Genomic DNA, 14,116 nt, shown 5'->3' on the forward strand with positions numbered 1-14,116 from the left:
TGATTTATGCTATAATTTTGCAAAAAGTGGTATAAACGATTTTGATTAAAGCCTGACTAGAATAAACAGCGATAATGATAAGCCGTTTTGTGGTACTTTAAGTGTCTGATAAGCGATACTTATTTTCATTTGAAAGATAGAAATCAACCAGAGGGATATCCGCGGGAGCGAGATTAAAAGAAAGTAGGTCATGCTTTTCTACCCACTTAATCTCGTCATGATCATTAAGCGTGATTTTACCTTTATCTACTGTGCACAGAAACACTTTCAAGCAAACTATAAAGTCCCCATAATCATAGATTTGTTCTGTTAAAAAACGATTAATATGAACACTGATTTCTAGTTCTTCAATTAGCTCTCTACGTAGGCAAACTTCTGGGGTTTCGCCTGATTCAATTTTTCCGCCTGGGAACTCCCAATAACCACCTAAGAATTTATTGGATGGTCTTTTTGCGATAAGCACTTTAGAACCATTGGAAATTATTGCCGCAGCGACTGAAACCATTATTAATTTATCATTAAGTAACCAATAAATCTCAACATTATGTTAAGATGTTAACAATTATGCTCAAATCTACTTTATTAATTTTGTAAATTGATATTGTTTGAATAACATTGCTGAAATAAAGTGGACAGGTTTTGCCTAACTTAAGACTTTTCAAACAATTAAAATATAACGACTCTCTTGGAACTATCATTCGTAAGCCAGAATATTCGCATGATATGTGAAAATGAAGACACAGCAAAAGATATGTTAGGCGCATCAGTAGCATTGACACTAAAGTCCCGTTTAGCGGATATGCGAGCGGCAATGTTTGTTAGCGAACTTCTTGCTGGTTCTCCAGGGGAAACCAATTATAATGACATTTCAGCTTATAAACTCGATTTAACAACACAAGAACGCCTAATTTTTTGTTGTGTACATGAAACGATTCCTTTACTCCCAAATAATAATACCGATTGGCAACAAGTCAGTCGTGTAAAACTAGTTAATATTGGATCTCAAATATGATAAATACAGGAACATTCCAGCCAAATTGGAGTTCAGCACCAGGCAATACGATTGTAGACATTTTGAATGAGAGAAATATTTCAATTGATGTTTTTGCTCAACAAATGGATGCCTCACGTGAATATGTGGAGAAGCTTATTGCAGGGCAAAACGAAATAAATGAGGAGACTTCTAAAAAGTTAGCTAAACTCTTAGGGTCAACCGTAGATTTTTGGCTGCGACGCGAATTTCAGTTTAGGGAAGACCAAGTAAGGTTAAAGCAAGTAGCAGAAATTTCTTGGCTTAAACTTTTACCTATTGCTGATATGGTTAAATACGGCTGGATAAAACAAGAAGTGTCTAAAAGTGTAAAATCTCTACTTGCTTACTTTGGTGTTGATTCAATCAATGAATGGCATTTGAAATATGAAGCTGAAATGGCTCAGGTTTCCTTTCGCACCTCAAATTCATTTAAACAACAGCCAGCTGCAGTTGCGGCATGGTTGAGGCAAGGCGAAATACAGAGTCAACCTATATCTTGTGAAGAATGGAATCCTGAATTGTTTAAGGAAACTTTATTTGAAATAAAAAAACTGACTAAAATAAAAGATCCGATTGATTTTTTGCCAAAACTTGCAAAACTCTGTGCTAAGTGTGGAGTCGCTATTGCAATAGCAAGAACGCCAAATGGTTGCCAGGCAAGTGGTGTCACGAAATTTTTAACAGCAGATCGAGCATTAATAATGTTAAGCTTAAGGTATTTAACAGACGACCATTTTTGGTTTACCTTCTTCCATGAAGCTGGTCACTTGGTGTTGCATGGCAAGCGAGCAGTATTTGTTGAAGAAGTAGGTAAAACGAGATTAATTAGCCAAGAAGAAGAAGAGGCAAATAATTTTGCTGGTGAAATGCTGATCCCAATGCACCTACGGCCCGAAATGATGAGATTAGCTGTAAGTAATAAAAGATCAATTATTGGTTTTGCTACCAAAGCAGGTGTTTCTGCAGGAATTGTAATCGGCCAGTTACAGCATTCAGGAAAGTTAGAATATCACCGAATGAATAGTTATAAGAGAAAATATTCATGGGAAAATATGCCTACAGATATTAACCCCTAAAATAGATATAGTCTGCAGGTGATTTTTGCCAGTTACATAAAGCATCCTCCAAAATTTGCATTCCAAACGGTAGCCCTAGATGTGCATCGAGTTGTGACAACTGATTTTCAAGCTGTGCATTGGTTAAATTCGCATTTGGATTTCCTGTAAAAAGCATTTTAGCTCCTGGTATGGGACCGGTTGCACCTGAAAAATAAACAGAGTCCGGTTCAATATCTAATATATTCAACTTGCCCATCATCGTTAGATGGTCAAAAGTTCCCATTCTTCCGAAACGATATATTCGGCTACATGATCTGTAAAATGCCTTAAACCGTGTTCTTGGCGTTGCATTGACCGGTTCGAGTTGGGCGAATTTTACCACATGGCTTAAATTTGGTCCCACCCATTCTACATAGCTATTGATAGCGCCGCCTGTTATCCGATATTTTAGGCTCTCGTACTTTCTATGGTTGCCAAAGATGCCATTTGCTTTAAGCACAACAAGATTTGCATCAATCCAATGACCAAATGCATTTGGAGTAAAACTTACCGTTGGCCAATCCCATAACTGTTGACCTAAACCACTATATACATCTTTAAGTAACCGCCATCCTGTTCGCTTATTTTTTCCAAAATGAGTAATTAAAAATACGAGCCACGAAGCTTCATCTACATTTCCATTTGACAAATGCCATGCTGCTGCAGATATAGGATTAAAGAAAGCCAAATTTGGATCTGCAGATGTTTGGTCATGCTGTTTAAGCCCGATTGTCTGAACATACTGGATTCGACGAATGCTATCTTCCAATTGATATAAAAAACAATTCTTCTGGGTAAGAGTGTTTATCCCATTTAGTGGGATTAGGTTTGAAAAGGCATCAAGTTGTGCCTCTAAGTTTGCTACAACTGCATTGTTTTTGGGTGCTCTCATAAATATTCACTCGTTTTTTTTGATATCCAATTCCTAATTTCCTGCTGCACTACTGAGGTGACTCCAAAACTGCTTTGTATGTTGTGGTTAAAACCTAATATAAGAATTTTTTTTTCCAAGTCTATCCCTCCAACTTTTGTTAAGTAGCCTTGATAGGAGTTGCCCTTTACATTGCTTGTATTTTCTCGCAATAAATCCCACGTTGGTTGATAGTTAACACTAAATTCGACATTAGAAATTTTTTGCAGATTATCAATGACAGTTTTACCATTTAAGATTAAAATCTTTATCGTAGAACTTTTTAAGACTAGCCCAAGCACATCGCCATACTTTTCTAGTAAGATTGATTTTTGACCTGTGGTTAGACCTCCCCATTTTTTAAAAGTAGCGTATGGAACAAGATCTAGATGACATGCTTCTCTGGATGGAAAGTAATAAGACATTGAGGTTCCAGAAATTAAATAATCCAGTCTCTTAAACCAACTATCATAAGGGTTTCTTATAAAATAATCGTAGCATTGATCCATTAACATTTTACATTGGTCATCTGAAATATAATCCCACCTTAAGAGTTTTAGCGAAGCTAAAGTTTGAAATCTTCTATTGTTGCTAGTTAACTCATTGTCTTTATTATCTACAAATTCTTTATTACTTGGATTAAGACCTAAGGTTGCTATTTTTGAAGTTTCTGGATTGCCAAATGAAATTATAGGTGAAGCCCATCCAATAATTTCCAGATCATCGATGGAAGGATCTGTGAGGCGTAAAATTAAATCATAGATTTTGGTTATCATATGCTAATTTTTGTCTTCGTTTTAATTTTCGACATAATGTAGACTTGATATAATGGGTTCATACTTTCCATTAGTTCTCTTATTTTATCATCTTGATTTTTTTTGATGTATAGGTTATAGATTAATAAAAGTTTTGCAAGGTTATCCCAATATTCATCAATTTCATTATTTGTTGATATTTCACCATTTATTCTAGCCTTGGATTCAAACTCTAACAGCCAAGATATAGCTGGCCATGGATCGCCTTTTGGCATGTCAGGCATAAATAAGTTAGTAGGTTGAAAACCCTCATTAAGATAAGTACTAACTTTTTTAATGTCAGTTTCGTAAAGATGTAGGCTTCCAACCGAATGGTGGTAAGTACCGAGCTCTACACCAAGTTTAACCGACATGATTTCCTGTAACATAGTAAAGGCAAACAGATCGTGTGGAAGTCCCATAAATGCATCATTAGACCTCATTGAGACATAAAGATTTAGCTTATTTTCTCTTATTAAAAACTGGAGTGTACAGGTACATGGGACCTCCTTGTGCTTTTCTTGTATATCCATAGCATCGAAAATCTGAATTACTGCTTTTCTTGTACTTGGATTTCCAGTCAATAATTTTGTAATATTCTCAAGTTGATTGAATTCAGCCCTCATGTTAAATAGCCTGGGGCCATAGGCACCATATATGGTTTTGCCATCATCACTTTCCTTCTCATATTTTTTTAAGTAGTGTTTTATAAACTCAAGCTCATTACTGCCTGAGAGATACCATAATAGCTCACCAATTGCACTAAAAGCTTTTGATTTAATTTCACTCCTACTGAGACGTGCCCTAGGATTCGTTAATTTAATTGATAGGCCAATGATTTCACTACTCGTCCCTCTTGTATTAACTACATTAAACGGTTGAGATAATAGGTCTTGAAAAACATCATGAAGAATGTCATCTAAGGTATCGTAAGAGTTAAGGGATAAATTTGCCATTTTGAGAGTTTGTTAATAGAGTTTATATAATTAAATATACTAAAATACCTGGTGACGACAATCTGTAGGTAATCGAGCTTTTGTTTTTTATTTCGCTAGTTATGCTCTGGCAGCCTGGTTTGATACAGCCTTATTGGATAATGGCCGAGACAACTTTATTAATGCTTTAATTTGGCCTGAATCTTGGCCAGCTTAGAAGATGTTCCATACCGGCATTTGTGGGACTATGGTGTAGGGGGTATATCTTTGGGCGTAAAGACATCTTGGCATGCAGTGTAAAAGATCAGCCGTGTATAATAGGTAGCATGGTCTTTCCATCGAAAGAGACTAAAGACGAATAACAATGGCGAGCAAAGAAAGTACCAATTGAAATCGGGCAGGTTTCCAGCCCCTATAAAGAGTTTAATTATGTGCTGACTGGCGAGAAAGTATAATGTCGGATAAGCGAAAAAGGAGAGAAGGAATGCAGTAGCTAGGTTCCGGCTGAAAATGCTGTAAAAGTAAAAGTCGGAAATTCTCTCTTTTATATGATCATTTACATTCTGGTCTTTGATGGCATTGGCGGCCCTGAAGAGCTTTTCGGACAAATCCTTATCATATCTACTACCGGTAGGTGTTTCATCTATGCAAGCGCAGAGTTTTTCACCGATTTCTTTATGCTTCGACATTCTGATGCCGAATATTTTACTTTTGGAAAAGTTATTGAGCAAGCGCTCGGATGGCTTTGTATTAATACTATAGTATAGCTTTTCAGAAAGACTGCCAAGCCAGTCAACAAAATAACCCGCCACATAGGTTATGGTGGTCAGCATAAGTAAGTAAACGGCAAGAAAGTCTTTATTAAAAGACATTTCTATAGCCGTGATAGGGAAAATGAAAAGGTAAAGACTGATGAGAAACATGCCACCAGGGACAAGCATTTTAATGATTTCTTGAATTCTGAATTCCATGCTATTTTTTTTGCTTTGGGTTTAAGCCTTTGTTATGTATGCGTTTTGCAACAGCACATGTATCAAAATCTGGCGGAGTAGGTTTTAGGTCGACACCTCCTTTTTCAATCATATCGCGTTGAAGATTATGTTCTACGTATTGGAATTCGCGGAGTTGGGTGATATTCAATTCTCCTACCAATACGGTGGAGTTGACGCCACCTTTGACTTGAATTAGATCTTTGGAATAAGATTTTGAGGGTTGAATTAGTCTTGAGTCTCCAAAATCTGAAGAATTGACCTGGATAAAAAAACAGTGTATATCCCGGACCCAAGAACCCGCAACATCGGAGAAATAATTGGTATCGGGGTTGTATTCTGAAGCGATAAGAAAATCAACCTTGGATTTAAAAATTCCTCGATGGTTGATGTTAGCCAGTTCAAAGCAATTGTAGACTGAAAAATATGTTTTTCGCCAATGAAAAAGGTCATACATTTTAGGATATTCTTTAATAGTTTCTCCGGGCACCAATAATCTGTTTCCACCCAGCAGGGCGGCCTCGGATGGTGAATAATGGTTTTTTAAGCGAATTTTAATTAAAGATGTAGTATAGTGATGTACTTTGAAAGGCAGTATAGTCACCATAAAATTAAAGGCGAAGTTATGGCCATTAATCCAATGCTCAAGTCCTGCAATTATACCCATATAGCGTTTATGACTTCGCTCAGCAAGTAAGCGTATCCAGGCATAGGGAATCGATACTTCGGGGAATACAATAAGGTCGGCGTCGTTTTTGTCAGCCATGTTCAATAACTGAAAAACCTCTTTTCGTCTGGCCTTGCTTAAATTTGGTTGCTTGCGGATGCTAGACTTGATATTCTTGCCGTTGACTTTCATGTTGGCAATGGCGACTTTTTTATTTACCTGGTCATTGTCAAAACCGGCATCTCTCTCTCCTTTCACTTCAATGTTAATATGCGTCGGTTTGCCATCGTAGTTGCCGGCTGGCTGTATATCAAAATAGGTTGATTTGAGCTCTTGTTTATTTCGCCTTATTTTTTTCCAATGGTAATTTACTTTATAATAATGATTAAATGCTATGTCAGGTATTCGGTTTATAATGTCTAGCGCTTGGGTTTGATCGGCCTTGTCAGGGGTAATGATTGGCAAACTATTTTTAAGTCGTTTGCGATTTAACGTGTTGACAACTAGGGCAATCTGAAAAATGTTTACTTCGTGGAATGGAACATAATTTGGAGCCAATAGGCCCAACCCTTTTTCCACTAGCTTGGGTTCATCCATATTAAGGAAATCGGGGTTAAAACTAAGCAAGCTTTGCTTGGTATAAAGAAACTTTGTGTAATTCAGGAATGGCAAGTTTACTAATGATTGCCGAAATAGGTTACTAATACGAATGGGCATGACATAGACTTCACGCAGGTACTTAAATTCATGTAGTTCCTGCTTAGTTGCAGCCACCTTTTTTAAGTTTGGATTTAGGGCAAGAGGAATGGCTATTGCAATCCGGAGCTGTTCTAGTAATTGCTCTTTGAGTTTGAGTGTTAATTCTTTTTCTTCTTCATCACTTTCAAGCGAAATATAACTTACACGGGCAATGGCAAGCTCGACGTTTCTTTTAAATTTAACCAGATTTTCACCTTGGCCACAAACGACAAAGTAAGTGGCTACCTTTTCCCAAAGAGAAAAAAAGCTGATGGCAATGCGTTCTTTGAAAAATGTGAGAATCTGCTGATCAGTCTTGTCATCATTTTCCTTGTTACCAAAGTTACGAGCAAATATTTTCTTTGCCAAAAATTTTGATGCGCCGTATTTATCCTCCGTAAAGTCCTGGATACTTCGAAATTTGTTTACAGAATCGTTGTATTGTAAGGAGAATGCACCTTTATCAAAATCTTCGCTTACTTCATCTTCATCGGGTAAAAACCTGAACTCGCTTCGCTGTTCTTCAAGTTTCATTTTAAAGATATTCAGTGCCGCTTTGGATTCGCGGTAATCAAAAAAATGCATCACCACTTTAGCAGACTGAATTTCCAGCCCAGGTTCACTTTTGAGTTTATATGTGAGGTTCTTGACGAGAATTTTATCAATGGTTTTTTCGTCAATGTGCTCGATGACGTATTCTTTTTTTTCACTAGGGTTATCTATGTAATCGCCTTTTTCGTTAAAAAAGCGATCATATTTTTTGGCGTTAGAGAACTCAAGTATTCCCCTCTTTACCAAATGCTGGTTGATAAAGGTATTTATAGTGGAGGTCACCTTGCGTTTAGTAGCACTCAGGTCAGAAAACACAAACATTAGATCATCCACGTAGCGGCCATAGAAAGCTGGATTCAGCTGCTCAATTAGCTGTTTGTCGATTAGGTTTAGGTAATAATTGCCAAGTAGCCCTGAGGAAATGAGTCCTATTGGAAGTGGGAGGCCACGGGTTTCACTTAGTTTTTTGGGATGATAGGATTCTAATCGATTAGCGTAAATTTTATGAATTTGGTGAAGCTGTCGGTTAAGAAACCCTGCGGCCTGTTTTCTTTTATAGATATGGTTTTTCTTTTGCTTCCAAACAGAATGCTTGTAATGATCATCGATCATGTCATTGGTGTCCCTATCTAGCTCTTCAAAGTCTAAGTCTACGCTGTGGAAGTAGTCTTTGATGTCCAGGCTTAGCATTGTCACATTACGTTTTTCATCCATTAATGCTTCAGCCTTCTCTATAGCTAAATCTCGCCATTTTTGATACTGGACGAAATATGGTTCGTATAGCTTTAAGTTCTCCCAAGGAAGGTCATTTTCTTCATTGATATCCAAGGTCATACGATAAGCGTAATTGTTTTCACCAACACTTTTTGATAGATACCGCCCGACCATCATTACCCAAATAGTACAAATAATATGTATCTCAACGTTAGCGTCAGCTAGAATATTGAGCCTTTCAACTTCGAAAATCTCGGTTTGGTCTTTATAGTTACTAATGATATCACTTTCAGACCTTTTAATCTTTTTTGGCAATATATAAGGATGGATATCTACTATTCCATTGCTAATAGCACGCAGCTGGTCATCTACAAGTGTTTTAAGCTTTTCCTTAAGTTCTTTCTTATTAAGCTTAGATAGATATTTACCTTCAAAAGCAGCAATCCTCTGGCGAGTAACTAAAGTTGTGTTGTCATAGTAGTAATAATGCTTAAGTTTTTTGTATGCGGTAAAAATGAGTTCTTTATTGAAATCGTAAAAATCCATAGCAACTGTTAGTTTAATATTGGAAAATAGATAAGCTTAAGAAGTTTAAAACCTACCCTCAAGGCAATTAATAAATAAAGGTTAGTGGTCTACTTATAAGATAGTGCTGTTGCCGCTAAAGAAATTCTTTTAGATGTATTGAGTATGGGAGCGTCATTGTTAAATTTTTTTTAAAGATATTGATTTTAAGGACTATTCAAAAAAAAAGGTTATTAAGCGCTGACCCGGCCAAATCAGCAAAATACTAATATGTTTTTTGTGCTCTCGTTAAAGCTAGCGCTCGATTCAATATTCGTACAGACTATCGGCTTTTAATCTATTCTAGTAGAAATATGAGGTTAGGCCATGCCAAATGTGTGTTATCTACCTATCGTAATGGTGCGGTAGATATAAAGTGTTAGACCTAAATTACAAACACAAAACTTGCGCATTAAATACAATTTTGGTCGGTAAGCTCCTGTGTGCTATTTTTCAAGCTGCGGATCTTTGATTAAAGTAATGAATGCGTTAATTTTTTTCTAGCGACTTCGTTAAGATTTCATAACCCCAGGCGATATCCTGTCAATTTTATATTAGCCAGGGAATAGTTATCTTGTGCCTTGAATGAACTCTAATGATGAACGACTGCCTGTAAACCTTTTAGTTGCCAGTTTTAACAATACTGCTGCGGCCTATAAATTCTATTGGTTTCTATCCATTTTAGAGGAAGTAGAGCAGAGAGAGTACCATATCCCCAAGCAAAGGTTATTTGCCGGGATGGTAGCTGCCAGCTGGTACACCATTAATTACTTTAAAATCAACTTTGGCAAGCAGGATCAGCTACACGAAAAGGTAAAAGAAATAGCAGCACTTGAGAACATCAGCATTGATGCGGATAGGGCGCATATTAAACATCGGATAAGCCAGAGTAATCTTCTGCTTACGCAAAAACTGTTGTGGCATTTTGATAAGCAGGTGCCCCATCGATTTTTAAGTCCGTGGTTTCCGGAGATAGCGGAGAAACGTAATAAAGTGCAATTAACTTCACAGCAATTTGAAAACGATTGTTTGTATGCGCTGGAGCAAACCCATATTATCATTAATCCGATCTGGATTGATTATCTCCGAACCAATGCGGGGGTTTTGAAAAGCTTTTGTTACTGGAAACTGAGTTTATATCTTCAGAAGCACAACCCTAATGTTCCCGATATCCCAAACAAACTGGTTAAACTTGCAAAAAGAAATGGCCTGGCTAAGCAGCGCAAAGTATGGGATGTGGTGATAGACGAGTTAGGTGGGGTAGATTGCATTTACACTAATACCAGGCTACAGAAAAATAGCTTTGCCGTAGAACATTTTATTCCTTATGCTTTTGTATCGCATGATTTATTCTGGAACCTGATTCCGGCCTGTCCGTCTTTCAACAGTACTAAATCGGATAAGCTGCCAAGGCTGGAAAAGTACTTCGATGCATTTTATGGGTTACAAAAAACGGCGATTGAAATTATTAAATATAAGCTGCCGAAAGATAAACTCCTGGAAGATTATTTAAGCATTTTCCCCGATTTGAGCAGTGTGCAGCAATTACCGGATGCCTATAAGCTGAAATTTAAAAGCACTATTGCGCCCTTGATTACAATTGCAAGTAATAACGGTTTTGAGTATATGCGGGAGATCATTATCTTGTAATTTGTGGAAAAGCATCGGAAACCTTATAATCAACAATGAGTTTACGCATGTGCCCTTTGTTACTGAAATGCTTACTTACATTGATAACCTTGTCGTGAAAATCGCCGTTGTAATGAAATAACCTGATCGCCTTGCAATTTTCGTGTTCAAAAATTTCTTTAAACATGGTTCGATCTGACAATCCACAAGAATGGCCCATTACAAGCACCTGATAGCAGCCACTATTTAAGAACTTTAGTAAATTGCGGTAGTTGGGTGTGTGTAGGTATTGGTAAGATTTGATATGCTCAAAAAGTTCATTATTTCGATTCTCTTCAAATTCCAGATACTGCTTGTCATGCTCATCGCCAAAACCAAAAATTATTGGATTATCCGTTTTATTCAACTGCCCGTGGATATAATTTATTTCTATATTTGAAAAATCTGTCCTTGTTGAGTTTAAAGCATTAAGATAGGGCTCTACGCTATCAGTATAATTGAAATTAAGGAAGTACAATTTATGGGTCATTTCTGGTTTTAATGTTTTATCATATCCCAATTCCAACCTAGCGTTTTCATAGCCCATTAATGGTTCAAAATCTTCAATATCAAATTTACTGCCCATCGCAGTTAAAAGCTTTGGTATGATATTTACTTTTTCTTGCTGCAAGGCTAAGTACTCCTCTAATTCTTTCTTGATGTAAGCGAAGTCGCTATTTAATTGCCTTACCTTTTTCATATCGAAATCATCCTTATACCTACAAAGCTTGAGCTGGTCGAAATATTCATTTTCAATATCCACCCAATTGCAATCTTGGCAATTAATTATTAAGCTTCTTAAAAAATCAGATTTAATATGAATACGGAAAGGGTAACCACGGTAATTAATCATCGGATGAAAATCGTCGTCACTTACCCTTATGGGTTCGGGTACATTATCTTCATCAATATTCAAAAGTGCTTTTATAGTTTGTTCTTCAAAATGATTAGCTATAAAATCCTTAACATCTTGTTTCGTTACTTTATACGTAAATGAACCTGACCTAATGGCAGAAAAGAAATCATTAAAAGAATTTAAATCTTTAAAGGTGATTTTTAACAATCTGTCTTCATGAATTTTTGGGGAATATCCTACGCAGCCAAGTGATTTTGTTAAGTGCCAGATTATAAAATCTTTATAGCTTGTTTTTAAACCATGAGCTAGATCATAACCGTTGCCAACTAATATTAATCTGTTCATAATAGTGAAAGTTTTTTGGTTGTATCAGATTTTTTTGCCCTTGCTTAAGGTGGCTAAAGGCTTTAAGGTATTTTTGGAGGGATGTGTTCAAGAGGGTTAAAATGTTTCTAAAGCTAATCAAAAAAGGTATATTTGTTCTACTTACACTGCCAGTTTCGGAGTGCTGAGTTTCGAAGCCCGATCCATCAAGATATGTACCGGGCTTTGCGGTTTAATACCTTCCGCTATTGTCTGATTTGATTAAACGGATGAAATTGAACGGCAAGGTTTGACTGCAATCAATCATTGAGTATGGATTTATTATTAACTATTTTTTCCAATAAAGGGTGAGCCTGATTCGCTGCGTTCCGGCAGAAAAAATCAGGTTCAGATCAGCATGGAGGTCATCAGTCTCCCAAAGCGTATTCTGATTAAGATATTTTTGTCCTTCATCATTCACTGTTTTTGGCTTTTCATCAGCCTGATCAGGTTTGCCAAATGATTTAATGAGCTGCTGTCTGATCCGTTCATATTCTTTGAAATAGATTTCCGATTTTCCCGCCTGTTCTTTGCGGCTCTCCAGCATATCTTTTAGGTCAGCATAACGCCCTGTTTCCCAGTCGTAAGAAACCAGGCGCAATAGCGAATCATTTGGCGTGTAAAAATATTCTGCATAAACCGGGAGCACACCAAGCGGCTTACGCTGTACAATAACGGGGTTAACAGTCTTATAAAGATCTGCAAGGGGATAGTATTCCTTGGAAAGCCAGACATTTTTTGAAAGAAATTTTGTATCTGGATCAAGTTTCTTTTCAAAATCGATCACCTCGGAAATTTTACGTTGTTTCGTCCAGATGCTTTCCTGAGAAAAGCCTGCCTGACTACAAAAGAGCAATGCGAGCGCTAAAAAGATTATTTTCATGTTGTGAAGTTACCATATTGTGCGGAAAAAACTTTCTGGTATGAAGTGTAAAGATTCAAGCCTTGAGGTATTAATATTTGGTTACTGTTTTTTAAGGTATTAATGAGCTCGCTGAAGGGCTCGGTTCTGCTTATTTGTTATCAAGAACAAAGAAGGAGGCCGCCGCCGATAAGGCGAGAGAAATGATTGAAATGATCCTTCGGCTACGCTCAGGATGACAAGCGACGAAGCTAAAAATTGGCTTAAAAGATCTCTCCGCTGCGGTCGAGATGACGGATTGGTATTTCTGTATATTGCTATGGCCGCTCTGCTTTCCGGCATAGGAGCTGATGGAAGGGGGAAAAACCTCTATCCGCCTATCGGCACCTTTCTCCTTAAAGAGAAAGGCTCGTAAAAGAATGTCATCTTCTCATTGCTATAGTCGCCCTGCTTCTTGGCATAGGGGATGATGGAAGTTTCAACGAGGATAGCCGACATCAGATGCACGTGTCCCGATTCATCGGGAAGCCTTGGTGTTATTAATAGTTTATATGTTTTTTTAAAGGTATTAATGACCTCGCTGAAAGGCTCGGTTTGGTTACCTTGTTATAAAGAAATAGGTAAGAGGCCCCGCCGATGAGGCGAAAGAGATCCTTCGACTACGCTCAGGATGACAACTGGCGAGATTAATACCTGGCTTAAAAGCTCTCTCCGCTACGGTTGAGATGACGGATTTGTTGAGGGGATTTGTTGGATGGGGTTGATTGGAAAGGTTTGGTGAATGGAAATGCGGCGTAAAAGAGGAGATTGCTTCGGCTCGCTCTAACCCAGCCTCGCCCGCCTACCGCAGGCAGGCAATGACGTCCTTAGGGTTAAAGGCTGACATTTTGGGTTTTTAGATTATAAATGGGATTGGAATTTGAGAAAGAAAAACTTATATGTTCTATATGCCTTATATGGTTAATTGAAATTTAAGTTGTCCTCGTGCTTTAAGATCCCCAGTCGAGCTGAGGATGACGGATTTGTTGAGGGGATTTGTTGGATGGGATTGATTGGAAAGGTTTGCTGAATGGAAATGCGGCGTAAAAGAGGAGATTGCTTCGGCTCGCTCTACCCCAGCCTCGCCCGCCTACCGCAGGCAGGCAATGACGTCCTTAGGGTTAAAGGCTGACATTGTGGGTCTTTAGATTATAAACTGGATTGGAATTTGAGAAAGAAAAACTTATATGTTCTATATGCCTATATGGTTAATTGAAATTTATGTCGTCCTTATCCTTTAAGATCCCCAGTCGAGCTGAGGATGACGGATTTGTTGAAGGGATTTTTGTGTAAACAAGAAGATTGTCGCAGTCAGCGGAAGGCGCTTCCTTCACC

At 37.6% G+C, this 14,116-nt stretch carries 11 protein-coding genes; 3 read left to right on the top strand and 8 right to left on the bottom strand.

The window, feature by feature from the left end; genetic code table 11:
- Positions 1 to 97: 97 nt before the first annotated feature.
- The gene (locus ACZZZK_RS14050) at positions 98 to 505 is read right to left on the bottom strand and encodes a (deoxy)nucleoside triphosphate pyrophosphohydrolase (RefSeq protein WP_463484678.1); all 408 of its coding nucleotides are present in this window, start codon (positions 503 to 505) and stop codon (positions 98 to 100) included.
- A gap of 180 nt (positions 506 to 685) precedes the next feature.
- Here ACZZZK_RS14050 and ACZZZK_RS14055 point away from each other — a divergent pair, with 180 nt between their 5' ends.
- Complete coding sequence (locus ACZZZK_RS14055; protein ID WP_463484679.1) at positions 686 to 1,012, top strand: hypothetical protein; 327 nt, start codon at positions 686 to 688, stop codon at positions 1,010 to 1,012.
- On the top strand, positions 1,009 to 2,109 hold the full coding sequence (locus ACZZZK_RS14060; RefSeq protein ID WP_463484680.1) for an ImmA/IrrE family metallo-endopeptidase: 1,101 nt from the start codon (positions 1,009 to 1,011) through the stop codon (positions 2,107 to 2,109). Before ACZZZK_RS14055 ends, ACZZZK_RS14060 begins: the two co-directional genes overlap by 4 nt.
- Here ACZZZK_RS14060 and ACZZZK_RS14065 read toward each other — a convergent pair.
- The 5 genes from ACZZZK_RS14065 to ACZZZK_RS14085 form a co-directional block, all read right to left on the bottom strand.
- A complete protein-coding gene (locus ACZZZK_RS14065) occupies positions 2,099 to 3,022 on the bottom strand; it encodes an alpha-glutamyl/putrescinyl thymine pyrophosphorylase clade 3 protein (RefSeq protein ID WP_463484681.1) in 924 nt (307 codons plus the stop codon). The two genes, ACZZZK_RS14060 and ACZZZK_RS14065, sit on opposite strands and share 11 nt — an antisense overlap.
- Positions 3,019 to 3,816 (bottom strand): hypothetical protein, encoded by a 798-nt coding sequence (locus tag ACZZZK_RS14070; protein ID WP_463484682.1) that lies wholly within the window; start codon positions 3,814 to 3,816, stop codon positions 3,019 to 3,021. Before ACZZZK_RS14070 ends, ACZZZK_RS14065 begins: the two co-directional genes overlap by 4 nt.
- Positions 3,813 to 4,790, bottom strand: coding sequence for a thymidylate synthase (locus ACZZZK_RS14075; RefSeq protein ID WP_463484683.1), 978 nt, complete (start codon positions 4,788 to 4,790; stop codon positions 3,813 to 3,815). Before ACZZZK_RS14075 ends, ACZZZK_RS14070 begins: the two co-directional genes overlap by 4 nt.
- 224 nt (positions 4,791 to 5,014) lie before the next feature.
- Positions 5,015 to 5,740 (bottom strand): hypothetical protein, encoded by a 726-nt coding sequence (locus ACZZZK_RS14080; protein ID WP_463484684.1) that lies wholly within the window; start codon positions 5,738 to 5,740, stop codon positions 5,015 to 5,017.
- Position 5,741: 1 nt separating this feature from the next.
- Positions 5,742 to 8,975: an RNA-directed DNA polymerase gene (locus ACZZZK_RS14085; RefSeq protein ID WP_463484685.1), complete on the bottom strand. Its 3,234-nt coding sequence runs from the start codon at positions 8,973 to 8,975 to the stop codon at positions 5,742 to 5,744.
- Between the two features lie 603 nt (positions 8,976 to 9,578).
- Between ACZZZK_RS14085 and ACZZZK_RS14090 the strand changes: the two genes are divergently transcribed.
- Complete coding sequence (locus ACZZZK_RS14090; RefSeq protein WP_463484686.1) at positions 9,579 to 10,643, top strand: HNH endonuclease domain-containing protein; 1,065 nt, start codon at positions 9,579 to 9,581, stop codon at positions 10,641 to 10,643.
- On the opposite strand, the gene ACZZZK_RS14095 is transcribed toward ACZZZK_RS14090, so the two are convergent.
- Both ACZZZK_RS14095 and ACZZZK_RS14100 read right to left on the bottom strand, forming a co-directional pair.
- Complete coding sequence (locus ACZZZK_RS14095; protein ID WP_463484687.1) at positions 10,633 to 11,862, bottom strand: AbiH family protein; 1,230 nt, start codon at positions 11,860 to 11,862, stop codon at positions 10,633 to 10,635. The two genes, ACZZZK_RS14090 and ACZZZK_RS14095, sit on opposite strands and share 11 nt — an antisense overlap.
- A 307-nt stretch (positions 11,863 to 12,169) precedes the next feature.
- On the bottom strand, positions 12,170 to 12,763 hold the full coding sequence (locus ACZZZK_RS14100; RefSeq protein WP_463484688.1) for a hypothetical protein: 594 nt from the start codon (positions 12,761 to 12,763) through the stop codon (positions 12,170 to 12,172).
- Positions 12,764 to 14,116: the final 1,353 nt, after the last annotated feature.

This window comes from Pedobacter sp. AC163 (assembly GCF_979258665.1).